The 26311-nt window shown below is 66.9% G+C and carries 27 protein-coding genes; 11 read left to right on the top strand and 16 right to left on the bottom strand.

The window, feature by feature from the left end:
- Positions 1-61: 61 nt before the first annotated feature.
- The 7 genes from CRO50_RS05410 to CRO50_RS05380 form a co-directional block, all read right to left on the bottom strand.
- A complete protein-coding gene (locus CRO50_RS05410; protein WP_179747212.1) occupies positions 62-931 on the bottom strand; it encodes a lysophospholipid acyltransferase family protein in 870 nt (289 codons plus the stop codon).
- Between the two features lie 91 nt (positions 932-1022).
- Positions 1023-1301 carry an HPr family phosphocarrier protein gene (locus CRO50_RS05405; protein WP_097144871.1) on the bottom strand — a complete coding sequence of 93 codons (279 nt, stop codon included), beginning with the start codon at positions 1299-1301 and terminating at the stop codon, positions 1023-1025.
- Between the two features lie 45 nt (positions 1302-1346).
- Positions 1347-1742, bottom strand: a complete 396-nt coding sequence (locus tag CRO50_RS05400) for a PTS sugar transporter subunit IIA (protein WP_097145341.1) — start codon at positions 1740-1742, stop codon at positions 1347-1349.
- Between the two features lie 44 nt (positions 1743-1786).
- Positions 1787-2689: an RNase adapter RapZ gene (rapZ, locus tag CRO50_RS05395; protein WP_097144870.1), complete on the bottom strand. Its 903-nt coding sequence runs from the start codon at positions 2687-2689 to the stop codon at positions 1787-1789.
- 47 nt (positions 2690-2736) lie between these two features.
- Positions 2737-3141 (bottom strand): HPr kinase/phosphorylase, encoded by a 405-nt coding sequence (locus CRO50_RS05390; RefSeq protein ID WP_342351761.1) that lies wholly within the window; start codon positions 3139-3141, stop codon positions 2737-2739.
- 28 nt (positions 3142-3169) lie between these two features.
- Positions 3170-4894: a sensor histidine kinase gene (locus CRO50_RS05385; protein WP_097144868.1), complete on the bottom strand. Its 1725-nt coding sequence runs from the start codon at positions 4892-4894 to the stop codon at positions 3170-3172.
- Between the two features lie 10 nt (positions 4895-4904).
- Complete coding sequence (locus CRO50_RS05380; protein WP_097144867.1) at positions 4905-5606, bottom strand: response regulator transcription factor; 702 nt, start codon at positions 5604-5606, stop codon at positions 4905-4907.
- A gap of 450 nt (positions 5607-6056) precedes the next feature.
- Between CRO50_RS05380 and CRO50_RS05375 the strand changes: the two genes are divergently transcribed.
- The 3 genes from CRO50_RS05375 (at position 6057) to rimK (ending at position 10060) form a co-directional block, all read left to right on the top strand.
- Positions 6057-7655, top strand: a complete 1599-nt coding sequence (locus CRO50_RS05375; RefSeq protein WP_097144866.1) for a phosphoenolpyruvate carboxykinase — start codon at positions 6057-6059, stop codon at positions 7653-7655.
- Positions 7656-7714: 59 nt separating this feature from the next.
- Positions 7715-8293 (top strand): DUF3859 domain-containing protein, encoded by a 579-nt coding sequence (locus tag CRO50_RS05370; RefSeq protein WP_157791737.1) that lies wholly within the window; start codon positions 7715-7717, stop codon positions 8291-8293.
- Between the two features lie 378 nt (positions 8294-8671).
- Entirely contained in the window at positions 8672-10060 is a 1389-nt protein-coding gene (rimK, locus tag CRO50_RS05365; RefSeq protein ID WP_097144864.1) for a 30S ribosomal protein S6--L-glutamate ligase, read from the top strand.
- Between the two features lie 3 nt (positions 10061-10063).
- On the opposite strand, the gene CRO50_RS05360 is transcribed toward rimK, so the two are convergent.
- The gene (locus CRO50_RS05360) at positions 10064-10849 is read right to left on the bottom strand and encodes a sulfite exporter TauE/SafE family protein (protein ID WP_179747211.1); all 786 of its coding nucleotides are present in this window, start codon (positions 10847-10849) and stop codon (positions 10064-10066) included.
- Between the two features lie 143 nt (positions 10850-10992).
- Here CRO50_RS05360 and CRO50_RS05355 point away from each other — a divergent pair, with 143 nt between their 5' ends.
- Complete coding sequence (locus CRO50_RS05355; protein WP_097144863.1) at positions 10993-12678, top strand: acyl-CoA dehydrogenase family protein; 1686 nt, start codon at positions 10993-10995, stop codon at positions 12676-12678.
- Between the two features lie 202 nt (positions 12679-12880).
- A complete protein-coding gene (locus CRO50_RS05350) occupies positions 12881-13291 on the top strand; it encodes an SH3 domain-containing protein (RefSeq protein WP_097144862.1) in 411 nt (136 codons plus the stop codon).
- Positions 13292-13384: 93 nt separating this feature from the next.
- On the opposite strand, the gene CRO50_RS05345 is transcribed toward CRO50_RS05350, so the two are convergent.
- A complete protein-coding gene (locus CRO50_RS05345; protein ID WP_097145339.1) occupies positions 13385-13945 on the bottom strand; it encodes a fasciclin domain-containing protein in 561 nt (186 codons plus the stop codon).
- A 166-nt stretch (positions 13946-14111) separates the two neighbouring features.
- Between CRO50_RS05345 and CRO50_RS05340 the strand changes: the two genes are divergently transcribed.
- Together CRO50_RS05340 and CRO50_RS05335 are read left to right on the top strand one after the other, a co-directional pair.
- Positions 14112-14951, top strand: a complete 840-nt coding sequence (locus CRO50_RS05340; protein ID WP_097144861.1) for a 3-oxoadipate:acetyl-CoA acetyltransferase — start codon at positions 14112-14114, stop codon at positions 14949-14951.
- A gap of 91 nt (positions 14952-15042) precedes the next feature.
- Positions 15043-15570 (top strand): hypothetical protein, encoded by a 528-nt coding sequence (locus tag CRO50_RS05335; protein ID WP_097144860.1) that lies wholly within the window; start codon positions 15043-15045, stop codon positions 15568-15570.
- Positions 15571-15573: 3 nt separating this feature from the next.
- Here the strand turns inward: CRO50_RS05335 and CRO50_RS05330 are convergent, their stop codons facing one another.
- The 6 genes from CRO50_RS05330 to CRO50_RS05305 form a co-directional block, all read right to left on the bottom strand.
- Positions 15574-16728 (bottom strand): WD40/YVTN/BNR-like repeat-containing protein, encoded by a 1155-nt coding sequence (locus CRO50_RS05330; RefSeq protein ID WP_097144859.1) that lies wholly within the window; start codon positions 16726-16728, stop codon positions 15574-15576.
- A gap of 75 nt (positions 16729-16803) precedes the next feature.
- Positions 16804-17277: a MarR family winged helix-turn-helix transcriptional regulator gene (locus CRO50_RS05325; RefSeq protein WP_097144858.1), complete on the bottom strand. Its 474-nt coding sequence runs from the start codon at positions 17275-17277 to the stop codon at positions 16804-16806.
- 101 nt (positions 17278-17378) lie between these two features.
- A complete protein-coding gene (locus CRO50_RS05320; RefSeq protein ID WP_097144857.1) occupies positions 17379-18701 on the bottom strand; it encodes a TRAP transporter large permease in 1323 nt (440 codons plus the stop codon).
- The gene (locus CRO50_RS05315; protein ID WP_232617756.1) at positions 18698-19288 is read right to left on the bottom strand and encodes a TRAP transporter small permease; all 591 of its coding nucleotides are present in this window, start codon (positions 19286-19288) and stop codon (positions 18698-18700) included. The genes CRO50_RS05320 and CRO50_RS05315 overlap by 4 nt, the downstream gene beginning before the upstream one ends.
- Positions 19289-19411: 123 nt before the next feature.
- Positions 19412-20449, bottom strand: a complete 1038-nt coding sequence (locus tag CRO50_RS05310; protein ID WP_097144855.1) for a TRAP transporter substrate-binding protein — start codon at positions 20447-20449, stop codon at positions 19412-19414.
- A 316-nt stretch (positions 20450-20765) separates the two neighbouring features.
- Complete coding sequence (locus CRO50_RS05305) at positions 20766-21122, bottom strand: hypothetical protein (protein WP_097144854.1); 357 nt, start codon at positions 21120-21122, stop codon at positions 20766-20768.
- 270 nt (positions 21123-21392) lie between these two features.
- On the opposite strand from CRO50_RS05305, the gene CRO50_RS05300 reads away from it, so the two are divergent.
- Entirely contained in the window at positions 21393-22367 is a 975-nt protein-coding gene (locus tag CRO50_RS05300; RefSeq protein WP_097144853.1) for a glutathione S-transferase family protein, read from the top strand.
- 23 nt (positions 22368-22390) lie between these two features.
- Here the strand turns inward: CRO50_RS05300 and CRO50_RS05295 are convergent, their stop codons facing one another.
- The gene (locus tag CRO50_RS05295) at positions 22391-22861 is read right to left on the bottom strand and encodes a hypothetical protein (RefSeq protein WP_332835699.1); all 471 of its coding nucleotides are present in this window, start codon (positions 22859-22861) and stop codon (positions 22391-22393) included.
- A gap of 323 nt (positions 22862-23184) precedes the next feature.
- On the opposite strand from CRO50_RS05295, the gene CRO50_RS05290 reads away from it, so the two are divergent.
- The 3 genes from CRO50_RS05290 to CRO50_RS05280 all read left to right on the top strand — a co-directional run bounded on the left by CRO50_RS05290 (position 23185) and on the right by CRO50_RS05280 (position 26286).
- The gene (locus CRO50_RS05290) at positions 23185-24132 is read left to right on the top strand and encodes a threonine-phosphate decarboxylase (RefSeq protein WP_179747210.1); all 948 of its coding nucleotides are present in this window, start codon (positions 23185-23187) and stop codon (positions 24130-24132) included.
- Positions 24129-25037 (top strand): adenosylcobinamide-phosphate synthase CbiB, encoded by a 909-nt coding sequence (cbiB, locus tag CRO50_RS05285; RefSeq protein ID WP_097144852.1) that lies wholly within the window; start codon positions 24129-24131, stop codon positions 25035-25037. The genes CRO50_RS05290 and cbiB overlap by 4 nt, the downstream gene beginning before the upstream one ends.
- A 76-nt stretch (positions 25038-25113) precedes the next feature.
- Positions 25114-26286, top strand: a complete 1173-nt coding sequence (locus tag CRO50_RS05280; protein WP_097144851.1) for a lytic murein transglycosylase — start codon at positions 25114-25116, stop codon at positions 26284-26286.
- Positions 26287-26311 lie beyond the last annotated feature (25 nt).

The following is a 26311-nucleotide window of genomic DNA, read 5'->3' as shown; positions in this document are numbered from 1 at the left end:
GCGCCTTCGCGGGGGCATCGAGCCCCCTTCAAGGCGGGGGGCAAAGCCCCCGGCACCCGGATCAGCCGCGGGCGGGCTCGAGAGAGAGGGTGTGTTCCCGCAGCCAGGCCATGAAGCCGCGCGGGTCCTTGGTCAGCCGCTCCATCGCCTCGTCGTCGATGACATCCCCGATGACCGGAGCCTGGGGCTTGTTCAGCGCATGGACGATCTCGTGCAGCAGCAGGCCCTGGCGCAGGGTGGCAGAGACCTGGTTGGCCATCTGGTACCAGCGCGAGTTGGAGCCGGTGAAGCGGATCGGCACGACCTTGGCCCCCGAACGACGGATCATCTGCGCGGTGAAGACGTTCCACTCGGCCTCGATGGCGGGGCCGAACATGGTCTCGGAGCTGGCCACCACGCCCGAAGGGAAGAGCGCCACGATGCCGCCCTCCTTCAGGTGCGCCATGGCCTTGGCGCGCATCTCGATCATCTTCTTCTGCGCTTCCGGGTCGTGCGGGAAGGGCACGGGGATCATGTATGACGAGGCAACCTCGTCGATGCCGGTCAGCACCGAGCGGGTGAGGATCTTGTAGTCCAGCCGCCGACGGCCCACGAGCTCGGCCAGGATCATGCCGTCGACCATGCCATGGGGATGGTTGGCCACCACCACGACGGGACCATCGGCCGGGATCTTCTCGAGCTGGGCCTGGGGGGTGACCACGGGAATGCCCATGACATCCAGGCAGGCCTTCCAGAAGGCCTGGCCCTGGGGGGCGCCCTGACGCTCGAACTTGCGGATCAGCCGCAGGATCGTCAGCTTGCCGGTCAGCCATTCCAGGCCGAGGATGGTATTGCGCTGCAGCGGATTGTCGAAGGTGTTGGAATAGGTCAGCGAACGACGGTCGTACTTCGTGTAGGCAACCTGCTCCGGGGCGCCGTCCGCGCTCCTCAACTGGTTTTGCGTCTGATCTACCAAGAGGTCACCTGTCCGTCGTCTTCCGGCCCCTTATAGCGTCTAACGCAAAGTACCAGAAGTTCCGTCGCTACATTTCTTCCCCGAAACGGTCTGCAACCAGCCGTTCCAGCGCGTCCGCCAGCGCCCCTGCATCGGGGCCCGAGGTTTCGACCTCAATAGAGCTTCCCTTGCCGGCTGCCAACATCAAAAGGCCCATGATCGAGTCACCGCCGGTGGACATGCCGTCGCGGCTGACCTCGGCGCGGGCATCGAAGGCCTCGACCACCTCGACGAACTTGGCCGAGGCACGCGCATGCAGACCCTTCTCGTTCACGATGGTCAGCTCACGCGTAATACTGTCGCTCATCTTCGTCCCTATCCCGAAACCCGTTCCTGCCTGTCCGGCCGGGTCCTAGGTCCCCATGCTCAGATTGCGGCTATCAATATATTTGCGTCCGGCCTCGGTTGCATCGCGCACCGCTTCCGGCAGCGATTTATGGCGCGACTTGGCCAGTTTGATCAAGGCCGGAAGGTTCACGCCGTAAAGAATCCGTCGATCATCGGGGCGGCAGGCCATCAGCGAGAGATTGCTGGGAGAACCTCCGAACATGTCGGTGACGACCACCACGCCCCGGCCCTGGTCCACGTCCTCGGCGGCAAGACAGATCTCTGCCTCCTTGCCGGCGCGGTCGCAGTTGTTCTCGATCGAGATGGCGGAGATGCCCGGCTGGGCGCCGACGACATGCTCGACGGCGGACTTGTATTCCTTTGCCAGCCCGCCATGGGCGACGATGACGATTCCGATCAAGGCCGGTCTTCCCTCGGGTATGCGCTGCGGGTCGCTGGCAGAGGTCATTTCACCCCCTCGCCGGCCCGGCGCCGTTCCTGTTCGCGGTGCCTTATAGACACCTGCCAGCCAGCCTCCGCAAGGGCCCGGCCCAGCCTTTCGGCCAATGTGACGGAACGATGTTGTCCGCCGGTGCAGCCGAATCCGATGGCCAGATGGGCCTTGCCCTCTTCGATATAGGCCGGCAGCAGCATCTGCGTGAGGTCGGTGACCTGTCGAAGGAAGGGCGCGAAACGCGCGTCCGAGGCCACGTGCTCCTGCACCGCGGGATCGGTGCCGTCGAGCCCGCGCAGCGCGGGCTCCCAATAGGGGTTCTTCAGGAAGCGCACGTCGAAGACCATGTCGATGCCCCGCGGCAGACCGCGCTTGTAGCTGAAGGAATGCAGAGAGACCGCCAGACCCTGCCCGCCCTGCCGGGCGAAATGGCCGTCCACCTCGGCACGCAGGTCATGCACCGTCATCTCGGAGGTGTCGATCAGCACATCCGCCCGCGCCCGGATCGGGCCCAGCAGGTCGAACTCGCGCGCGATCCCGTCTTCGGGGGTCTCTTCGGGGGCCATGGGGTGCCGGCGCCGGGTCTCGGAGAAGCGGCGCGACAGCACGTCGGGGCGGCAGTCGAGGTAGAGCAGCTCCAGCGGCACGCCCTGGATCTGACGCAGGCTGTCCAGCGCCTCGATCAGCGCATTGGTCGAGAAATCCCGGTTGCGGGTGTCGAGGCCAAGTGCCAGCGGGCGGCGCAGCGGCGGGCCATCCAGCAGCCGGGGCAGCAGCGACAGCGGCAGGTTGTCGATGGCCTCGAAGCCCAGGTCCTCGAGCACGCGGATCGCCGTGGATCGGCCAGCGCCGGACGGTCCCGTCACGAGGACGAGACGGCTGGTCTTCTGGCTAAGCTCTTCTGCGGTGGCCATGGGTGCCGTCGCTGGTTGGTCTGGGCGAAAAGTCGCGCAGCGCATGTCTATGCACGCCGACCTTCACGCAAGTATTGCAGAATCGCCGCAGCGAAAGCCGCGGTGTCGGTATTGTGAAGCAAGGTTAGGGAAAGCCCCAGCAAATTCGTGCTGCGATGCGGCGGAAGTCGGTTTTCCTCGGTCTGATCGAGGTCGACCACCAGCTGCACCGGCTGCGGCCCCGCCGGTGCCGCCCCAAGCAGGCCCACCCCCCGTGCCTCGATCATCCCCGAGAGCGTCTCGGGCGCGCGGGCGATCAGGCGGGAGCCCTCTCGGGTCAGAATGACCCGGTCGTCCGCCACCAGCGCGGCGCCCCGCGACATGAGCTCAAGCGCCAGGCTGCTCTTACCGCTGCCCGAGGCGCCCAGGATCAGCACCGCGCGGCCCTGAAGCGCCACGCAGCTGGCGTGCATCACGCGGGCTTCGCTCGCGCCCGCCATCTCAGATCGGCAGGCCCACGACGAAACGCGCGCCGAGGGGATCCGAGGTGATGTCGGCATCGGTGGGGCGGATGTTCTCGGCCCAGATCACGCCGCCATGGGCCTCGACGATCTGCTTCGAGATGGCCAGCCCGAGGCCGGAGTTGTTGCCGAAGTCCGAGGCCGGACGATGCGAGTAGAAGCGCTTGAAGATCTTCTGCAGCGACTGGTCGGGGATACCGGGGCCGGTGTCCTCGACCACCACCAGCACGCGGTTCTCACGGCGCCGGGCCCAGACGCGGATCGCGTCGCCCTCTTCGCAGAAGGAGATCGCATTGGTGATCAGGTTGACGAAGACCTGCGCCAGCCGCGCTTCCAGCCCGCTCAGCACCAGGTCCTCGCGCGGCAGGTCGGTGATGAAGTCGATGCCCTTGCCCGCCGCCTGTTCGCCCAGGTACTCGGTCAGGCTGCCCAGCATGCGCAGCAGGTCGAATTCCTCTTCCTCTTCCTTCACCAGCTCGGAATCGAGCCGAGAGGCGTTGGAGATATCGCTGACCAGCCGGTCGAGGCGGCGCACGTCATGCTCGATCACGTCCATCAGCTGCAGGCGCTGGTCGTCGCGCTTGGCCACCCTGAGGGTGCCGACCGCAGAGCGCAGGCTGGCCAGCGGGTTCTTGATCTCATGGGCGACATCCGCGGCGAACTGCTCGTTGGCGTCGATGCGGTCGTAGAGCGCGCTGACCATGCCCCGCAGCGCGCCCGAGAGGCGGCCGATCTCGTCGGGCCGCGCGGTCAGGTCGGGGATGCGCACCCGAGAGGGCTTGGGCCGGGTGTTGCCCCGGTCCCCGCCCAGCTCGGCGGCGGCAGCCAGATCCGAGAGCGGATTGGCAATGGTCGAGGCCAGCACCAGGCTGAGGCCCACCGAAACCAGGGTGGCGATGATGAACATCTGCAACACGCGCTCACGCTCCTGGCGGACCAGGGCGTCGATCTCTCCGACCGTGCCGGCCAGGGCCACGGCACCGACGGGCTGCTCTCCGGCCAGGATCGGGGTCAGCGCGGTATGAAAGCGGCCCTCGGCGCCACGCGCCGTGGTGGTCTCGGAGCCGGCGACGCCATTGGCTGCGATCAGGCGGCGCGCCTCTTCCTCGATGGCGATGGTGGGCAACGGCACCCGGCCCGACGAGAAGATGCTGGCGATCCCGTCCCAGGTCGTGGTCAGGAAATCAGTGACGTAGGTGGGTGTGGTTTCGATGATCTCGGGGCGGGGCCCGGCGCGGCGGGCGACCAGCTCTCCGGCGTCATCGAAGACCATCAGGGTCAGGCCCGCGCGCAGGTCGAGCGCCGCCAGCGTGCCGGCCACGTCCACCCCGCGCCGGGCGCGCAGGTCGACTTCGGCTCCGGGGGCGATCTGCGCCTCGAAGACATTGGCGATCAGCCCGGCCTCGCTGACCAGCGCCGCCTGGCGCTGCGACAGCAGGCTTTCCCGCGAGGAGCTGAGGTAAAGCACCCCGGCCACCAGCACGTTCAGCGCGATGAGGTTGAAGATGATGATCTTGCGGGTAAGCGGCGAGGCCTTGAGGGCGAAGATCCCGCGCCGCTCACGGCGCTCGCGGAACTCCTCGTCCACCACCGCGCCGGGCGCGACGAATTCCTCGCCCAGAACGACGTCCCCGCGCCGTTCGGCACCCTTGCGTCGTTCCTGGGGAGAGTTGTCCTGCACGCTGATCCCTTCGGCGAGCGCCATGGACGAGACTTTATTCTTCGTTGTACCGGTAACCGATACCGTAGAGGGTCTCGATCGCGGAGAAATCCTGGTCGGCGTTGCGCAGCTTCTTGCGCAGGCGCTTGATGTGGCTGTCGATGGTACGGTCGTCGACATAGACCTGGTCGTCATAGGCCACGTCCATCAGCTGGTCGCGGCTCTTCACGAAGCCCGGACGCTGTGCCAGGGCCTGCAGCAGCAGGAACTCGGTCACCGTCAGGGTCACGTCCTGGCCCTTCCAGGTCACCGAGTGGCGCAGCGGATCCATGCGCAGGTGGCCACGCTCCATCACCTTGGTGTCGTCGGTCTCGGGGATGATGTCGCCGGCCTGGGCTTCCTGGCGGCGCAGCAGCGCCCGGATACGGGCCACCAGCAGGCGCTGACTGAAGGGCTTCTTGACGTAGTCGTCGGCGCCCATGCGCAGGCCCAGCACCTCGTCGATCTCGTCATCCTTGGAGGTCAGGAAGATCACCGGCATGGTGGTCTTCTGGCGCAGCCGCTGCAGCAGGTCCATGCCATCCATCCGCGGCATCTTGATGTCCAGCACCGCCATGTCGGGCAGGGCCTTGTTGAAGGCCTCGAGCGCGGCCTGGCCGTCGGAATAGGTCTCTACCTCGAAGCCCTCCGCCTCGAGCGTGATGGCTACCGAGGTGAGGATATTCCGGTCGTCGTCCACAAGAGCGATCTTGGACATGGTTGTTCCTTCCATACTGCTCATTCCGACCGGGACATTCTGTCACCCCGCGGGTCTGCGGGGCCCGCATCCTTAGGCCAGGTCCGGAGGTCTTATCGACATGATTTTACCACAATAATCACCTTTCCACGCATTACAGGCAATCGAGAAACGCGAATCGCCCCGGTCCATGGCGAAATTGTGGCGAAAATGTCTTAGGATGGCCTGAATTTTTCCTTGAGGGACAGAGACCTGCCAAGCCTGCGGCAGCTTCCCGCAAGTGGTTGCGCTAAACCGATTATGGTTGCGCTAACCTCCCGCGGCGCACTGTTCACAATCGAAGTTGACGTGTTATGAGGCCCGATATCGGGACCTTTTGCCCCGGTTCCTCCGTCCGGCCACTCCGATACCTTTCAGGTCGGCGCAGGAGAACAGGACCGCCGCGCCAGCGCGGCTACAGGAGTGTTAGAGATGACATTTGGACGGGTGAACCCGCACTTCCGGCTCGAGGATCAAGGGATCGAGGAGCTGGGCAATGTCTATTACAACCTGATGGAGCCCGCACTGATCGAAGCTGCCCTGCAGCGCAAGGAAGGCACCCTGGGCAAGGGCGGGACCTTCCTGGTCACGACCGGTAAATTCACCGGCCGCTCGCCCAAGGACAAGCACGTCGTGAAGACCCCCGACGTGGCCGACAAGATCTGGTGGGAGAACAACGCCGAGATGGCCCCCGAGGCCTTCGACGTGCTCTACGCCGACATGCTGGCGCACATGAAGGGCAAGGACTACTACGTCCAGGACCTGATCGGCGGCGCCGACCCGGCCTATGCGATCAACGTCCGCGTGGTCTCCGAGCTGGCCTGGCACAACCTGTTCATCCGTCACCTGCTGCGTCGCCCCGACCGCGACACGCTGGATGACTATGTTTCCGATTTCACCATCATCAACTGCCCCAGCTTCCAGGCGGACCCCGCCAAGCATGGCTGCCGCAGCGAGACCGTCATCGCGCTGAACTTCGAAAAGAAGGTCATCCTGATCGGCGGCACCGAATACGCGGGCGAGAACAAGAAGTCGGTCTTCACCCTGCTCAACTACATGCTGCCCGAAAAGGGCGTGATGCCGATGCATTGCTCGGCCAACCACGCCAAGGGCAACCCGGTCGACACGGCGATCTTCTTCGGCCTCTCGGGCACCGGCAAGACCACCCTCTCGGCCGACCCCTCGCGCGTGCTGATCGGCGACGACGAGCATGGCTGGTCCGACCGCGGCACCTTCAACTTCGAGGGCGGCTGCTACGCCAAGACGATCAACCTCTCGGCCGAGGCCGAGCCCGAGATCTACGCCACCTGCTCGATGTTTGGCACGGTGATCGAGAACATGGTCTTCGACGAAGAGACCTTTGATCTCGACTTCGAGGATTCGAGCCTGACCGAGAACATGCGCTGCGCCTACCCGCTGGAGTATATCTCCAACGCGTCCGACACCGCGCTTGGCGGCCACCCGAAGAACATCATCCTGCTGACCTGCGACGCCTATGGCGTGCTGCCGCCGATCTCGCGGCTGACCCCGGCGCAGGCGATGTACCACTTCCTGTCGGGCTTCACCTCGAAGACCCCGGGCACCGAGCGCGGGGTGGTGGAACCCATCCCCACCTTCTCGACCTGCTTCGGCGCGCCCTTCATGCCGCGTCGCCCCGAGGAATACGGCAACCTGCTGCGCGAGAAGATCGCCAAGCACGGCGCCACCTGCTGGCTGGTGAACACCGGCTGGACCGGCGGCGGCTTCGGCACCGGCTCGCGCATGCCGATCCGCGCCACCCGCGCCCTGCTGACCGCGGCACTGGACGGTTCGCTGAACGAGGCCGAGTTCCGCAAGGACCAGAACTTCGGCTTCGAGGTTCCCGTGGCCGTCCCCGGTGTCGCACCGGCCCTGCTGGACCCGCGCCAGACCTGGGAAGACAAGGCGGGCTACGACGCCCAGGCAGCGAAGCTGGTCACCATGTTCTCCGAGAACTTCGAGCAGTACCTGCCCTATATCGACGACGACGTGAAAGCCGCCGCGATCGGCTGATCATGAGCCGCGCCGCGCATCCCATCCGGGCTCTTGGCCCCGTCCTTCCGGGCGGGGCCATGGCCGTTCTGCGCGGCGCTCTCCTCTGCCTAGCACTGCCCGCACTGGCCCTGCCCACCCTGGCGCAGCCGCTCCTGGCCGAAGGCACGGCCCCCGGCCTGCCCGGCGATATCCTGGAGCCACCGCTCGAGCTCGCCGAGGCGGGGATCTACTGCCCTGCCGATCACGTGGCCCGGGAACCGGCACCGGACACCGAATCGGGCTACATCCTGCTGACCGACGAGAACCCCGAGCTGGCGCTCTCGACCCGCGTGGTCCCGGCCTATATCGGCATCTCCTTCGGCATCCGCATCCGGCTGGCCCCCGACACGCCTCCCGGCCCCTACGTTCTCACCGTGCGCCACCCGCCGGTCGGGCCGCGCCAGGTGACAGTGGAAAGCTGGAACCCCGCGCTCGACAGCCGCTGGGGGGTGCGCAGCTTCAACTTCGAGTTCGACCGCGAGCTGGTCACCGGCACCTGGACCTTCGAGGTCTCGCAGGGCGACGAGCTGCTGCTGCGTCAGAGCTTCCAGGTCGTCCAGCCGATGCAGGCCCCCGAGGCCATCGACATCTGCTTCGGCAATACCTTCCTCAGCTGAGACCAGGACAGCCCGCGGAGCCGGCCCATTCCGGGCCATGCCTCCGGCGGGAGTATTTTCAGCCTGGTGATGCAGCGGGCCCCTGCCCGGATGGGCTCCCTCCTTCTCAACCGGGGCCGTGGCACGCTCTTCACGGAGAAGGAGGGAGCCTTCTTGGCGCCCCCCAGCCATCATCACCAGGCTGAAAATACTCCGGGGGAGTCGAGCCCTGCTCGACGGGGGCAGCGCCCCCGCTACATTGCCCCCGAGAAGATCATCTCCGCCTCAGGTGGCCCATTGCGGCAGACCTGCCCCTGTCATAAGGCCGCGACTTGAATAGGGTGGCCCCAGGCCGCCGATTCCCCCCACCCCGCAGCGGACAGCTCAGAAGGACCTGACATGGCGCAATTCACTCTCGGCTGGGAAGAATGGCTCTCGCTTCCGGGCCTCGGACTGCCGGCGATCCGCGCCAAAGTGGACACCGGGGCGCGGACCTCCGCGCTACATGCCTTCTCGATCGAACCCTTCGGCTCGCCCGACAAGCCCATGGTGCGTTTCGCGATCCACCCCGACCCCAGCGATCCCGAGCTGGAAATCATCTGCTCGGCGCCGCTCAAGGACCGGCGCGAGGTCACCTCGTCGAACGGCGAGACCGAGCTGCGCTTCGTCATCGAGACCGAGGTGGTGATCGGGGATCGCCGCTGGCCGCTGGAAGTGACCCTGACCGACCGGGGCGCCATGGCCTACCGGATGCTGCTTGGCCGCTCGGCGATCTGCGAGGACATGATCGTCAATCCCTCGCAAAGCTACCAGCAGCCCGAGCTCTCCTTCGACGCCTACCGCGACACGCCGCGCCTGAAGCAGCATCGCCGCGCCCTGCGCCTGGCGGTGCTGACGCGCGAGCCCGGCAATTACTCGACCCGCCGGCTGATCGAAGCCGCCGAGGCGCGCGGCCACACGCTGGAGGTCATCGACACCTCGCGCTGCTACATGAACATCCGCGCCGTCGGCGCCGAGGTGCATTACGACGGCCGCCGCCTGCCCCACTACGACGCTGTGATCCCGCGCATCGGCGCCTCGATCACCTCCTACGGCACCGCCGTGGTGCGCCAGTTCGAGAGCCTGGGCACCTATTGCCTTGCGGGCTCGGAGGGCATCGCCATGTCGCGCGACAAGCTCTATGCCCACCAGGTCCTGGCCCGGCACCGCATCGGCATGCCCACCACCGCCTTCGCCCGCAGCCCCAAGGATTCCGGCAACCTGATCCATCTGGTCGGCGGCGCGCCCCTAGTTCTGAAGCTGCTCGAATCGACCCAGGGCAAGGGGGTCGTCCTGGCCGAGACCAAGAAGGCCGCCGAGACGGTGATTTCCGCCTTCCGGGGCCTCAAGGCCGATTTCCTCGTGCAGAGCTTCGTCAAGGAAGCTGCCGGAGAGGACATCCGCTGCCTGGTCGTCGGCGGCAAGGTCGTCGCCGCCATGCGCCGCCGCGGCGCGCCGGACGACTTCCGCTCGAACCTGCACCAGGGTGGCACCGCCGAGACCGTGCGGATCTCGAAGGCCGAGCGCGACACCGCCGTACGCGCCGCCCGCGCCATGAAGCTGGATCTCGCAGGCGTCGATCTCTTGCGGGGCGATGACGGGCCGAAGGTGCTGGAGGTCAACTCCTCGCCTGGCCTGGAAGGGATCGAGCGCACCTCGAAGAAGGACATCGCCGCCATGGTGATCGAACATATCGAGGCCAAGGTGGCGCCGCGCAGCCCGCGCGCCAAGCGGGCGGGCAAGCGGTAGCGCTCAGGCGAAGAGGGCGCGGCGCAGCAGGTTCAGCCCGGCCACCAGCAGCACCACGAGCGTGGCGCGGCGGAAGGTCTTCTGGTCGATGCGGTCCTGCAGCTGGAAGCCCATCCACATGCCCGCCAGCGCCACCGGCACCATGACGATGGAGAAGGGCAGCGTCTGCGCCCTGAGCACGCCCGAGCCCAGATGGGCGCCAAGCAGCGCCAGCGCGCCGAGGCCATAGATCACCCCCTGCACGCGAACCTGTTCGCTCTTGGGCGTGTCGAGGGCCGTCAGATAGGCCACGGTCGGCGGCCCCCAGACGCCCGAGAAGCCACCGATGAACCCGGCGAAACTGGCCACCGCCAGCTCGACACTGCGTCTCGGCGGATGCGCCAGGGTCAGCGCCTTCCCCATCAGCTGGGTCAGCGCGAAGAGAACGATGGGGCCGCCGATCATCAGCAGGATCACCTGCTGCGGCAGCACCCGCACCAGCTGGGCCGAGAATATCAGCATGACGAAGGCCACGCCCAGGAAGATGCGGAACCGCTTCACCACCTCCCAGGCCGCGGCCGGCCCCTGGCGCAGCGCCTGCCAGCCATTGGTGACCAGCGTCGGCAGGATCAGTCCCGCCAGCGCCCAGTCCGGTCCCACCAGGCTGCCCAGGCCCGAGATCATGATCATCGGCATGGCGAATCCCACCATGCCCTTCACCAGCCCGGCAATCAGCGCCACGGCGAAGATCGCGACCCAGGCCAGCGCGGTCAGGCCCTCGGGGCCCGGAAGGTGCAAAAATTCAGTCATGGCAAATGACTACACCCGCAGGGCACCGGCCAGAAGTGAAATCTGTCACGTAACTTTAGATCCTCAGATTGGGGATTTGCGCAAACATATTGCGCTGCAACTGCGAAAGGATTATTCCGGTGCCCGAGAAGAGGAGAAACCAGATGCCCCATGACGGACAGGACCCCGCGATGCAGCCCGATGCCCTTCTGCCCGACCTGCTGACCCTCACCGGCGCAGCTCTTGGCCCGGTCGAGGATATCCTGTCCCGCGCCCGGAACCGCGTCCGCGAGAGGGTGGTGGTCGAGGATCGCGTCTCGGCCCGCGCGGTGGAGGCCGAACAGACCGCCACCCATGGCCTGGCCTGGCTCGCCACCTATGCCGAGGCGCTGCGGCAGGTGCACCTCTGGGCCACGCGGCTCTCTGACGAGGGCAGTTTCGGCGAGATGGAGGGGCTGCTTTGTCAGATCGCCTTCGGTGAATACCTCTGGCAGATCTACGGCGGCATCCAGATGTCGCAGCAGGAGATCGTGCGCCTGCAGGACCTTGGCCTGACCCAGGAGGACCAGCGCGGGCTGATGTCCGATGCGGTGATGACCCTGTGCAACTCCGGCAATACCCAGGCCGCGCGTACCCGGCTGGCCGAGCTGATGATCGAGCGCCAGGGCCAGGGCCATTTCGGTACCACCGGCCTGGATGAAGAGCTGGAGATGATCCGCGACCAGTTCCGCCGCTATGCCGCCGAGAAGGTCGCGCCCTTCGCCCATGAGTGGCACCTGAAGGACGAGCTGATCCCCATGTCGGTGATCGAGGAACTGGCCGAGATGGGCGTCTTCGGCCTGACCATCCCCGAAGAACACGGCGGCTTCGGCCTGTCCAAGGCCTCGATGGTCGTGGTCTCGGAAGAGCTGTCGCGCGGCTATATCGGCGTCGGCTCCCTTGGCACCCGGTCCGAGATCGCGGCCGAGCTGATCCTCTGCGGCGGCACCGAGGCGCAGAAGGAACACTGGCTGCCGAAGCTCGCCTCGGGGGAAATCCTGCCGACCGCCGTCTTCACCGAGCCCAATACAGGCTCGGACCTGGCCAGCCTGCGCACCCGCGCGGTGAAGGAGGGCGAGGACTACCGCGTCACCGGCAACAAGACCTGGATCACCCATGCGGCGCGCACCCATGTGATGACCCTGCTGGCGCGCACCGATCCTGCCTCGACCGATCACCGCGGGCTGTCGATGTTCCTGGCCGAGAAGACACCCGGCACCGATGACGATCCCTTCCCCACGCCGGGCATGTCCGGCGGCGAGATCGAGGTGCTGGGATATCGCGGCATGAAGGAATACGAACTGGGTTTCGACAATTTCGCCGTGAAGGGCGAGAACCTGCTGGGCGGGGAAGAGGGGAAGGGCTTCAAGCAGCTCATGCAGACCTTCGAGAGCGCCCGCATCCAGACCGCCGCGCGCGCCATCGGCGTGGCCCAGGCTGCGCTGGACGTCGGGTTGCAATATGCGCTGGACCGCAAGGCCTTCGGCGGGCCGCTGGCACAATTCCCGCGCGTCTCGGGCAAGCTGGCCATGATGGCGGTCGAGATCATGGTAGCGCGCCAACTGACCTATTTCGCTGCCTTCGAGAAGGACAACGACCGCCGCTGCGATCTTGAGGCCGGGATGGCCAAGCTGCTTGGCGCCCGCGTGGCCTGGGCCTGCGCCGACAATGCGCTGCAGATCCACGGCGGCAACGGGTTCGCCCTGGAATACGTGGCCTCGCGGTTGCTTTGCGATGCGCGCATCCTGTCGATCTTCGAGGGCGCGGCAGAGATCCAGGCCCAGGTCATCGCCCGGCGGCTGCTGGCCTGACGCCGAAGCAGCACCTGAGCGGGTGGAGCGCACGGGACCGGGGGCCAGCCCCCGGACCCCCGCAGTATTTCGAGCCGTCGGATAGAGGCAAGGGGCGCGGTTTGCAGCGCCTTTGCCTCTAATCCTTCGGGGAATTCATGTGACTTCGCGGGGGTGCCAGGGATAGGCGTGGCGCGGGCGGAACTGCCGCCCGGAGGAACCCATGCAATTCCAGATCCGACTAGGCCTGCTCCTTGGTACGCTCTTCATGGTGGGCGGCATTGGCGTGCTCTTCACCCAGGTCGAGATCGAAGGGCTCTCGGGACCGCCTGACGTGGCCATTCACGAGCTGCCCCGCGACGCGCGGCGCAATTGCGAGGCGGCGGTTTTCCTGGGCGAAGGGCCGGGCGAGGGCGGGACCTTTCCCATACGCACCGGACCTGGCGAGGAATATCGCACCCGGCAGGGCCTGAGCCATGGCGACACCTTCCTGGTCTTCGAGTACCGCGGCACCTGGGCCGGCATCGTCTATGGCCAGAACCGCGAGGTCTGCGGCGCGCTGGAACGGCGAGAGGTCAGCGCCCCGCGACAGGGCTGGGTGCCCGTTCAATATATCTCCTACATCCCGAACTAGTCGCGCGTCGCGGACCGCGCACAAGAAAACGGGCCACCCGAAGGTGACCCGTCCCGGCGATACACGCGCCACTCGTTACATACCGCTTGGGTATCAGCCTGCCTGGCCGGCGGGCAGGATGACGCGGTCAATGACGTGGACGACGCCGTTCGACTGGTCGACATCGGCGATGGTCACGGTGGAGACACGGCCGTTCTCGTCTTCCAGCTTCAGCTCGCCGCCTTCCATGTAGGCCTTCAGCTCGCAGCCGCCGACGGTGGGCACCACGTGCATGCCGCCGTCATCGGCGATCATGCCGGCGATGTCGGTCGAGAAGGCCTCGGTGGCGACCACGTGGCAGGTCAGGATCTGCGTCAGCTGGTCCTTGTTCTCTTCCATCAGCAGCGCGTTCAGGCTGTCTTCCTTGATCATGCCGAAGGCGTCATTGGTGGGGGCGAAGACGGTGAAGGGGCCTTCGCTGGCCAGGGTGTCAACCAGGCCCGCGGCCTTTACGGCAGCGACCAGGGTGGTCAGGTTGGGGGCAGCAGAGGCGTTCTCGACGATGGTCATGTCGGCCATCATCGGCGCGCCGCCGACCATCGGGTTGTCAGCTGCGAATGCGGCGGTTGCGGTACCAGCGATCAGGGCGGCGGTGAGTGCGATCTTGCGGGTCATCTTCATATTCCTCCAGAATTTGTTCCCAGGCAGCCTTCTTGCTGGCTGGTTGATGGAAGTACGGCGGCGATGTCGCTTCGGTTCTCAATTCGTTGGTCACGCCTGCGTGACAGCTGCGTGAGGCACCGCGGTTGACAGCTTTCGCAGCGCCCGCCTAACTGCCCTGATGGAGCCCAAACCCTGCATCATCTGCGTTGCCATCACTGGCTCGCTGCCCCGCAAGAGCGACAATCCCGCCGTGCCGATCTCGGTCTCCGAGCAGGTGGAATCGACCCATGAGGCCTTCGAGGCCGGCGCCAGCATCGTCCATGCCCATGTGCGCAACGACGACGAGACGCCCAGCTCGGACCCCGAGAAATTCGCCGCCCTGAAAGAGGGGCTGGAACGGCATTGTCCGGGCATGATCATCCAGTTTTCCACCGGCGGGCGCTCGGGCGCGGGGCAGACGCGGGGCGGCATGCTGCCGCTGGCGCCCGACATGGCCTCGCTCTCGGTCGGCTCGAACAATTTCCCGACGCGGGTCTACGAGAACCCGCCGGATCTGGTCGACTGGCTGGCGGCAGAGATGAAGACCTACGGTGTGCGCCCCGAGATCGAGGCCTTCGACCTGAGCCACATCCACCAGGCGGCGAAGATGTATGCCGACGGGCGGCTCGAGAAATCTCCCTACGTGCAATTCGTCATGGGGGTGAAGAACGCCATGCCGGTGGACCGCGATGTCTTCGACTACTACCGCGCCACCATGGCCCGCCTGCTGCCCGACAGCGAATGGTGCGCCGCCGGGATCGGCGCGCATCAGCTGACGCTGAACGAGTGGGTGGTCGAGACCGGCGGCCATGCCCGTTGCGGGCTCGAGGACAACGTCCGCCTCGACCGGACCACCCTTGCGCCTTCCAACGCGGCGCTCGTGCAGCGGGTCACCGCGCTCTGCGAGAAGTACGAGCGCCCCGTTGCCAGCTGGCAGCAAGCCCGCGAGATCCTGGACCTGCCGCTGCGCCAGGTGTGATGGCTAGAATGCTCCGCAGTTTCCTGCCCCGCCTTAACCGGGCGCTGACAGGGGGCGGGGCATTCACCTGAAACCCCGGAAGGAGACCACGATGCGCCACCTGATCGCCATTCTGATGCTGTTGCTTGCGCCCCCGGCCCTGGCCCAGGGCGTCTCTGTCGGGGACTGGGGCGCCGTGCGCATCGGCGAGCGCTGCCATGTCTTCACCACCCGCGCCGCGCGGGACACCTCTGGCGCGCTGGTCTTCCAGTTCAGCCCCGGCGGCTACGACGCGGCCTTCTACTATGAATATTCGCCCTGGTCCCCGGACGAGGACACCCCCTGGGACGACATCGACGAGGCGGTGCTCGAGATCGACGGGGTGGAAACCTGGCTGGGCGACGAGATGTGGCTTGAGGCCTGGCCCGCAGGCGGGCGCGGCGACTTGACCGCAGGCTTCGTCGGTGACGTGCTGGCCGCCTTCGCGGGGGCGCAGCAGGACATCGGCATGGTGATCCGCCGCAACCGGCTGGGCGAAGATTGGCTCTACGGGCTCTTCTCGGCCTCGGGCTACCGCGAGGCCATGCAGGCCGCAGGCGAGATGTGCGGCTTCGATCCCTACAACCTGCCTGCCTCCTGAGGGCTAGCGGCGGTCGAGGACCTCGACCGCCAGCACCGTGGGCAGGTGGCGGGCGATCTCCTGCCAGGTCTCGCCCTCGTCGAGGCTGGCGAAGACAGAGCCCGAGTTGGTGCCGAAATAGACCCCCGCCGGATCATGGTTGTCACCGCCCATGGCCTGACGCAGCACGGTGAAGAAGCAGGCCTCCTGCGGCAGCCCCTCGCGCATTGCCTGCCAAGTGGCCCCGGCATCGCGCGAGCGCCAGACGGCGGCGGCGGCATCGGGCGGAAAGCGGCCCTGCATGTCGCCGTTGAGCGGGAAGCTCCAGAGCGTATCGGGATCGCGCGGATGCACCCGCACCGGGAAGCCGAAGGTCGAGGGCAGGCCCCTGGTGATGTCCTCCCAGCTGCGGCCCCCATCCTCCGAACGCCAGACGCCGTGGTGGTTCTGCTGATAGAGCCGCTCTCCGCCGCCCGGCGCCAGCACCATGTTGTGCACGCAATGGCCGATCTCTCCGTCCCGCGGCGCGGCGGGGTGATCGTGGTCGTCGCAGGCCTGGGCATTGGACAGCCGGTTGCGCCGGTCCCAGGTGGCGCCACCATCCTCGGTGGCAAAGACACCGGCGGCCGAGATCCCCAGCCAGCTGCGCGCCGGGTCGTCGGGGTCCGACAGGATCGTGTGCAGGGTCAGCCCGGCGGCACCGGGCTGCCAGCTCTCGGCAGAGGGATGTTCGGAAAGACCGGTGACCTTGGCCCATGTCTCTCCGCCGTCATGGCTTTGCAGCAGCCGCGCGGGCTTGGTTCCGGCAGAGAGCACCCCATGGGCATAGTGCAGCGACCAGACCTGGCTGAAATCATGGCCGAAGGGCAGCGGCTCTTCCGTCCAGCCGATCATGGCGGCGAAATCGGGATCATTGGCGGCCCAGTCGTCCATCATGCCCTGCGTCATCCGCGAGCATGTCCAGCTCTCGCCGCCGTCGTCAGAACGCCAGACACCGGCGCCGCACCAATCGCCCCCGCCCCCGGCCCAGATGCGGCCGGTCTCGGGATCTCCGATGACATGGTTGATGGGCCAGCCGCCGCAATGTGGGCCCGAGACCTTCCAGCCCTCGCGCCTCGCGCCGCCCTCCAGCAGAAAGACCCCCTTGGTGGTCCCGATGAGAACTGTCACATCGCCCATGCCGCCCTCCCTGGCTTTACGCTGCGCAAAGGATAGCATCGGCACCCGAAAGCGCGCAGAGGATTCTTGAACGGCCTAGCCTTCCGGCGGAGCGATGCGCTCCAGCAGGCTGATCAGCCGCGCCTTGTCGCGCCCGTTCAGCCCCCGCAGGAGCCGGTCCTCGAGCGCGCGCATCTCGGCATTGGCGCGGGCACAGAGCGCCCGCCCGGTCTCGGTCGGATGCAGTTGCCAGACCCGCCTGTCATCCTCGATCCGGTGCCGCACCACGAGCCCCGCGCTTTCCAGCGCCTCGACGGTGACCACGATGTTGGACCGCTCCGCCGAGAGCAGCTCTGCCAGCTCGCCCTGGCGCAGGCCGGGCCGGTCACAGATCACCGAGAGCGCCGAGAAGGTCGCGCCGCGCAGGCCCAGCCCTTCCAGCTGGCGCCCGGCTTCGGAATGCAGGTGGTGGTGCGCTCGCTTCAGCGCATGGCCGACGAGGCCGCGCATGAAGAGCTCCGGGGGGGCCTCGTCCGCCGCCGTCACGCTGCTTTCGGTCCGCGCTGTCATCCTGCCTCTCCTGCCTGTGGCCCCGCCGCTCCACTTTAAGGCGAGTACGCGCCACGAGAAACCCCCGCCGGCCCCCTGTGCGAGGACCGGCGGAACTGGTCCTAGTGGAAGATACGCAGCAGGAACAGCGAGATGGAGGGGAAGATCACCAGCAACGCCACCCGCAGGATATCCGAGGCGACAAAGTACATGACCGCCCGGTAGGTGTGCGAAATCGGCGTCTCACGATCCATCGAGTTGATGACGAAGAGGTTCATCCCCACCGGAGGCGTGATCAGCCCCACCTCGACCACGATCAGCACGATGATGCCGAACCAGATTGCCAGCTCCTCGGGGTCCATGCCAAAGTCCAGCGCCGAGATGATCGGCCAGAAGATCGGGATGGTCAGCAGGATCATCGACAGCGAATCCATCACGCAGCCCATCACCAGGTAGAGCACCAGGATCAGCACCAGCACCATCCAGGGGCTCAGGCCCAGAGAGGTGACCCAGACCGAAAGCTCCTGCGGGACCTGGGTCAGCGCCAGGAAGCCGTTGTAGAAGCCCGCGCCCAGCACGATGAAGAAGATCATCGCCGTGGAACGCGCCGTGGAATAGAAGCTCTCGAGCCAGGCGCGGCCGCGCAGGCCGCCGTTGATGATGGCGATGAGTCCGGTGCCGAAGGCGCCGACGGCCGCCCCCTCCGTGGGGGTGAAGATGCCCAGGTAGATACCGCCGACCACGGCCAGGAAGACCAGCAGCACGGGCCAGACATCCAGCAGCGCGCGCAGGCGCTCGGACCAGGGCATGGGCGGGCGCTGGCCTGCCGCATCGGGATGCAGGCGGGCATAGACCATGATGGTGATCATGTAGCCTGCCGCCGCCAGGATGCCGGGCACGAAGGCCGCCATGAAGAGCTTGGCGATGTTCTGCTCGGTCAGGATGGCGTAGATCACCAGGATCACCGAGGGCGGGATCAGGATGCCCAGGGTGCCACCTGCGGCCAGGGTGGCGGTGGCGAAGCCGCCCGAGTAGCCGTTGCGCTTCAGCTCGGGCAGGGCCACCTTGCTCATCGTGGCGGCGGTGGCCAGCGAGCTGCCGCAGATCGAGCCGAAGCCGGCGCAGGCACCGACGGCGGCCATGGCCAACCCGCCCTTGCGATGGCCCAGGAAGGCCTCGGCGGCGCGGAAGAGGGCCTGGCTCATGCCACCCAGGGTGGCGAAATGGCCCATGAGCAGGAACATCGGCACGATCGACAGCGAGTAGCTGGAGAACGTCGAATAGGTCTCGAGCTTGAGTTTCGACAGCACCACGGTGGTGCCGCCGGTGACCCAGGACAGGCCCAGGAAGCCGACCGCGAACATGGCAAGCCCGATGGGCATGCGCAGGAAGATCAGCAGCAGGAGGATGGGGAAGGACCACATCCCGATGGCAAAATCGGTCAATGGTCGACCTCCCCGAACTCGGGCAGCACAGAGGCGCCGGTAAGCATTTCCCAGACCCGCGCCGCGGCGGTGAAGCTGCTCACCAGTGCCGCCATCACGGCCGCGGCGAAGGAGGCGGCGAAGGCCCACCAGACCGGGAACTGCAGCAGGAAGGTGGTCTCATTGTAGCGCATCTTGCCCTGCATCCCCTCGTAGAGACGCCAGGCGATGACGATCAGCGCCGCCGCGAAGAGGACCTCCCAGAGCGCCATCAGCACGCGGTTGGCGCTGATCGGCAGGAAGGAGGTGAAGATGTCCACCGTGGCATGGGAGCCGCTGATCTGCGCCAGCGGCAGGAAGGCGAAGATGGTGAAGGCGATGCCAGCCTCGACCAGTTCGAAATCGCCGGTGATCGGGCCAAGCCCCGCATCGAGCAGCCCCTGGGCCAGCGGCCCGGCCAGGCTCTCGACCCAGCCAAGATGCATGACACCGTTGAGTGCGCGCCCGGTGACCGAAACCACCGTCAACAAGACAAGCACCGTCAGAACCAGCCCGCCGAGGATCGCCATGATCCGCGCAAGCCACAGGAATAGAGGGTAAATTCGCAAGAGCTTTCTCCAGGGAGGCGCCCCCGGACCTGATCCGGGAGCGGGGTTTGAGGCAGTCGCGGGCGCGCCTCCTGGCAGCCCGCGCAACCGGCGCCCCGGAACGGGGCGCCATGAGACAGGCGATTACATCGCGTCGTACTTGGCGATCAGTGCCTTGGCCTCTTCGACCATTGCAGCGCCATCAAGACCACGACCGTTCATCTCTTCGATCCACTCCGCCTCGATCTCGGCCGCGGGTGCTTTCCACGGCGCGATCTGCTCGGGGGTGAGGGAGATGATGTTGTTGCCCGCATCGACCGCCATCTGGTGACCGATCACGTCGCCCTTGGCCATGACTTCCCCGGCAAAGCCCGAGAACTCGAGCCCGGAGTTGGCATCGATCACCGCCTTCAGGTCATCGGGCAGGTCGTCATAGACGCCCTGGTTCATGCCCATGAACATGGTGGCGACATAGAGCGTCTCGTCGGGGAACTGGGTGTGGTTGTCGACCAGCTCGGCGATCTTCAGCGAGGTGGTGACTTCCCAGGGCAGGACGGTGGCGTCGATCACGCCCTTCGACAGCGCTTCGGGCACCGCGGGCACCGGCATGCCGATGGCGGTGGCGCCGAGACGGCTGAAGTACATGTTGGTCACCCGCGACGGCGCGCGCAGCTTGACGCCGTTCAGGTCGTCAGGGCTGACCAGCGGATCTTCCGAGTGGATCACGCCGGGGCCATGCACCCAGAGACCCAGCGGCTTGATGCCGGCGAACTCGGTGTCCATCATGTTGTTCTCGGTGAATTCCCAGAACGCCTTCGAGGTGGCCTCGGGACCGGCGGCGATGAAGGGCAGCTCGAAGACCTCGGTCGAGGGGAAGCGACCGGGGGTATAGCCCGGCAGGGTCCAGATGATGTCGGCCACGCCGTCCAGCACCTGGTCGGCCAGCTCGGGCGGGCGCCCGCCAAGCTGCATCGCCGGGAACTGCTGGATCTTGATGCGGCCTTCGCTCTCGGCCTCGACCTTCTTGGCCCAGACATCCAGCACATCCTTGGGCACGATGGCCTGAGGCGGTAGGAAGTAGTGCATCTTCAGCGTCACCTCCTGCGCCGAAACGGCGAAGGTGGTTGCGGCCAGCATAGCCGTCGCGGTCAGGCCCCGAAGAGCCGTTTTGATAAATGTCATGTCAATCCTCCCTGACAGTGCGCGTCTGTCGGGACGGTTTCCGGCATGGGAGGGATCTAGGACGCCCCTTCCTTCTCGCGATCCGAACAGGGCCGCAACCGGACACCTGACAGGGCGTCACTTGCAGCGCAGAATGCAAAGCTGTCGGCGTCATGTCAAATCCGCGAGAATACTGACACTGACAACTTTTCCCTATTGCTCAGGTTGCACGCATCCCCCGGCGCTCTGCCTTGAAGCAAGCGCGCGCCATCAGGGGCACGGCACGGGGCGGACGGCCAGAGGGGCCATGCAAAGGCAGGGGCAGAGGGGCCGGGGGCTAGTCCGTCGCGCGACCCAGCAGGGCCACGGGCGCATCGGCGTCCTTCTGGAAGTCCAGCGGAGCCGCATCCCGCGCGGGGGTCGAGCGCTTGTACTCGTAGCGCATCTGGCCACCCTCTTCCGCCGAGGCGATGATCAGGCAGGTGGAGAGGAATCGACTGCCCTCGAACAATTCGACGTTGCCGCGCAGGGGGGGAACGACCTCTGCGTCGACAGAAAAGCCGTTTTCCCAACGCTTCAGGACGGGAAAGCTCTTGCCGTCAGCCTCGACCCGCAGGCGAGATGCCTTGCGCGCACGATACTTGCGGGCCTCCTGCAGCCCCTCTTCAAGCTCTTTCGGGAGAAAAGTCGACATGATGGCCCAAGGCTCCGATCTGCTCCGGTCCGCGCAATCTGGGACAGGACTCGTTTCATTGAGGTTAACCAAATTGCACAAGTGGGGACAGAGCCAAATCAACCCTGAGGAAACCTGCGACTGACGCGCAACGCCATGCCATTGCGGGCGCCAATGTGCAATCATGCACCCCAACTGCGCGGCCTCGCCTGTTTGCCATGGGCCCGGAGGCCGCTAGCTAAGGGTTAACACTCCGGGAGGCACCCGGCATCAACAGACAAGGACTTCATCATGGGATTGCTCGTCGACGGCGAATGGGCCGACAAATGGTATGACACGGAAAGCAACGGCGGGAAGTTCGTCCGCCAGGACGCAAGCTTCCGCAACTGGGTGACCGCCGATGGCAGCGCGGGGCCGAGCGGCTCTGACGGCTTCAAGGCCGAAAGCGGCCGCTACCACCTCTACGTCTCTCTCGCCTGCCCCTGGGCACACCGGACGCTGATCTTCCGCGCCCTGAAGGGTCTGGAAGAGCATATCGACGTCTCGGTGGTGCATCCCGACATGCTGTCCGACGGCTGGGAGTTCCGCGAGGACTTCGACGGCGCCACCGGCGACAAGCTCTTCGGCTCGCGCTACATGCGGGACATCTACCTCAAGGACACCCCCGACGTGACCACGCGGGTCACCGTGCCCGTGCTCTTCGACAAGCAGACCGGCAAGATCGTCTCGAACGAGAGCGCCGAGATCATCCGCATGATGAACAGCGCATTCAACGAGATCACCGGCAATACCGACGATTACGCCCCCGAGGCCCTGCTGCCCCGCATCGACGAGATCAACGCGCGGGTCTATGACAACGTGAACAACGGTGTCTACAAGGCCGGTTTCGCCACCACCCAGGAGGCCTATGACCAGGCCGTCGCGCCGCTCTTCGAGACCCTGGACTGGGTCGAGGAGATCCTGTCGGAGAACCGTTATCTCGCCGGCGACACGCTGACCGAGGCCGACTGGCGGCTCTTCACCACTCTGATCCGCTTCGACAAGGTCTATCACACCCACTTCAAGTGCAACCTGCGGCGGATCGTGGATTACCCCAACATCTGGGGCTACCTGCGCGAGCTCTACCAGACGCCCGGCGTCGCCGGCACGGTGAACTTCGACCACATCACGCGGCACTATTACTACAGCCACGACAACATCAATCCGCACCGCATCGTGCCGATCACCGCAGAGCTCGACCTGCTGGCACCGCACGGGCGGGGCTGAGGCCCCAGGCGGCAAGTGGGCCCCTACTTGCCGCCCAGCAGGCTGCCCGGCACCTCGGTCTCGGGCTTCGGGGCGCGGCCGTAGTGCTCGACCAGCGCGGCCAGGTCAGAGGCCGGCGCGTCCGAGTGCATCATGGCGCAGGCATTGCTGGCATGCCGGAAGATCGAGCCGTCCGAGAAGAAATTGGTGTTGGTGACGAAGATCACCTTGGCGTCGGGCTGGCGGTAGCTGGCGAAATCCGACACCGCCAGGGCAGAGCCATGGTCCAGCACCAGGTCCAGCACCACCACGTCGAAGCTGACGCATTGCAGGTAGGCGATGGCCGCGTCCTGGCCATGGGCCAGGCAGGTCTCTGCGCCGATCCGGTCGAGGTGGCGTTTCCAGAGCCAGCCCAGGTTCGGTTCGCTCTCGACGATCAGCGCGCGGATATGATCGCCGGTCCAACCGGCAATCTCCTGGCGTGGATGAGGGCATCGCCCCCCGATTTCAACCACCTTGCCCAAAGCGCTGCTCCTTGCCGGTTCATGGCCCTTGAGATCAGCCGCCCGGCGATGTCGTCTGCCGGAAGTCTCCGCTTCACATGCTAACAATCGGTTAACAAAGCTCCCAACTTGTTAACCATCGCCGCGACTCCCCTGTGTTTGCGGGGGGGGAATGGGCGTTCCGCCGCCGGGACCGGCGTGAAGACCGGCGGCGCTTTGCCATTTGGCAAAGCGCGCTGCCTGTGGTGAAAGGACAGCGACAGCAGGAACGAGAGCCCGATGCCCAAGACAGACCGCCGCCCCCTCTGCCCGCGCACCCAAGGCGGGGTGCCCGAATGAGCTCCGAGGTGATCGCCCGAGACCACGGCGGCAACCTGGACGCGGCCTGCGCCCGCCATGGCGGCACGCGGGCAGACTGGCTCGACCTCTCGACCGGCATCAACCCGGTGCCCTACCCCCTGCCCGATCTTCCCGGCGAGGCCTGGACCGCCCTGCCCGACGCCGGCGCCCGCGAGGCGCTGATCGCGGCGGCGCGGCGGTTCTGGAACATACCCGAAGAGGCCTCGATCCTGCCGGTGCCCGGCGCCTCTGCCGCCATCGCCCAGATCCCCCGCCTGGCGCCCCCCGCCAGCGTCGAGATCCCCGGACCCACCTACAACGAGCACGCCGCCGCCTTCGACCGCCACCGCTGGCAGGTCCGCGAGACGGGCCCGGCGCGCGGCCGCGTCCTGGTGCATCCCAACAACCCCACGGGCGCCTTCCACCCCGCGCCCGCGCCCCGCGGCCTCACCGTCATCGACGAGAGCTTCTGCGACGTGGCGCCCGAGCGCTCTCATGTGGGTCTCTGCCCGCGCTTCGACCTGCTGGTGCTGAAGAGCTTCGGCAAGTTCTGGGGGCTGGCCGGGCTGCGCCTGGGGTTCGTCATCGGCGCCGAGAAGCCCCTGCAGCGGCTCGAGGACATGCTGGGCCCCTGGGCGGTCTCGGGGCCTGCGCTGATCGCCGGCACTGCCGCGCTGTCGGACCTGGCCTGGGCCGAAGAGACCCGCGCCCGGCTGGCAGCCGATGCCGCGCGGCTCGATGCGCTGATGACCGGGGCCGGGGCCGACCTTTCGGGCGGCACGTCGCTCTTCCGCCTCTACGAGGTGCCCGATGCCGCCCGCATGCAGGAGCACCTGGCCCGCCACCACATCTGGAGCCGCATCTTCCCCTGGTCGCGCCATGCCATCCGCCTCGGCATGCCGGGCCCCGAGGGCTGGGACCGCCTGCAGGAGGCGCTGTCATGAGCGCTGCCCTGATGCTGGCCCTGGCGCTGATCCTGGACGCCTGCTTCGGCGAGCCGCGCTGGCTGTGGGATCGCCTGCCCCATCCCGCCGTGCTGGCGGGCCGGCTGATCGGCCTGGCCGACGCACGGCTCAACGAGGGCCGTGACCGCCGCCTGAAGGGGGTCGCCATGGTGACCGGGCTGGTCCTGCTGGGCTGGGGGCTGGGCTGGTTCATCTCACTTTTCGGCTGGCTGCCTCAGGTGCTGGTGGCTGCCGTGCTTCTGGCCCAGCGTTCGCTGGTGGAACACGTGCGCGCCGTGGCACTTGGCCTGCGCATGTCGCCCGGCGAGGGCCGCCGCGCCGTGGCCCGTATCGTCAGCCGTGACACGCGCTCGATGCAGCCCGCCGACATGTCCCGCGCCGCCATCGAGAGCGGCGCCGAGAATGCCTCGGACGGGGTGGTGGCACCGGCCTTCTGGTTCCTCGTCGCAGGCCTGCCGGGGATGCTGATCTACAAGCTGGTCAACACCGCCGATTCCATGGTGGGCTACCGCACGCCCCGGCACGAGGACTTCGGCTGGGCCGCGGCCCGTCTCGATGACCTTCTGAACCTGGTCCCCGCCCGCCTGACCGCGCTGGTGCTGGCGGCGCTCTCGGGACGGCTGTCCGACTGGCAGGCGATCACAACCGAGGCGCGCCGCCACCGCTCGCCCAATGCCGGCTGGCCCGAGGCCGCCATGGCCCGCGCGCTGGACGTGGCGCTGTCGGGGCCGCGCAGCTACGACGGGCAGATCCGCGACTATCCCTTCGTCCACCCGGCCGGCAATCGCAATCCCGGCCCCGCCCGGATCGAGGCCGCCTGCAGCTGGCTGTGGCGGCTCTGGGGCGTGCTGCTTGCCGTCTGCCTGCTGCTCTCCCTGCTTTAGCACCGCCCCCCGGATCGGGCATTGCCCGAAGGCGGTCTCCTGCTAGGTTGCCCAAGGAGAGAAAAAGGGAGCCCCCATGATCCGCCACGCGCTTTTGCTGACCAGCCTTCTGGTCAGCCCCCTGCCCGTCCTTGCCCAGGGCTGCGGAGGCAGTTTCCCCGCCTTTGTCGATGAGATGAAATCCGAGGCCATCCGCCGGGGCCATTCCCCCGCCACCGCCGCGGCCTTCTTTGCCCCCATCCGCCAGGATCCCGCCGTCATCGCGGCGGATCGCCGGCAGGGGGTCTTCCAGCTGGATTTCACCAGCTTCGCGCGGCGGCTGATCTCGCAGAACCGCATCGACAATGGCCGCGCCAAGGAGGCGCAATACGCGAAGGTCTTCGACCGGATCGAGAGCGAGATGGGGGTGCCGCGGGGCATCCTTCTGGCCTTTTGGGCCTTCGAGACCGACTACGGCGGCTACCAGGGGGATTTCAACACCGCCAATGCGCTGGTCACCCTGGCCCATGACTGCCGCCGCCCCGAGCTCTTCCGGCCGCAGGTCTTCGCGGCGCTGGAGCTCTACGAGCACGGCGATTTCGATCCCGCCACCACCACCGGCGCCTGGGCCGGAGAGATCGGCCAGGTGCAGATGCTGCCCGCTGATATCATCGAGAACGGCGTCGACGGCGATGGCGACGGCCACGTGCGGCTGAAGAGCTCGGCTCCGGATGCGCTGATGTCGGGCGCGAAGATGCTGCGCGCGCTTGGCTGGCGCCCCAATGAGCCCTGGCTGCAGGAGGTCGTGCTGCCCGCCTCGATGGATTGGTCGAAGGCGGGGCTGGACACGCAGCTCGCCCCGCGCGACTGGCAGGCGCTTGGCGTCTCGCCCCGTGCGGGCGGCTGGCAGGGCAATCAGCCCGCCTCGCTGATCCTGCCCCAGGGCAAGGGCGGCCCGGCCTTCCTGGCCTATCCGAATTTCTCGGTGCTCTTCGAGTGGAACCAGAGCTTCACCTACGTGCTGACCGCGGCCTATTTCGCCACCCGCCTGGAGGGCGCGCCGATCTTCGACGCGGGCAACCCGGCCCCGGGGCTGGAAGGGGCGCAGATGAAGCAGCTGCAACAGAAGCTGGCCGCGCGGGGCCACGACGTGGGCGAGATCGACGGCATCCTCGGCGCCGGTACGCGCGCGGCGGTGCGCGCGGTGCAGGGCGAGCTGGGCATGGACGTGGATGGCTGGCCGACGGCGGCGCTGCTGAACCGTCTCTAGAAGGTGGCCTTTCCCCGCCCCGCGG

Origin of the sequence: Pseudooceanicola antarcticus (assembly GCF_900215355.1) — a bacterium.
Classification (GTDB): domain Bacteria; phylum Pseudomonadota; class Alphaproteobacteria; order Rhodobacterales; family Rhodobacteraceae; genus Pseudooceanicola; species Pseudooceanicola antarcticus.
This window is presented reverse-complemented; position numbering and strand designations above follow the sequence as displayed.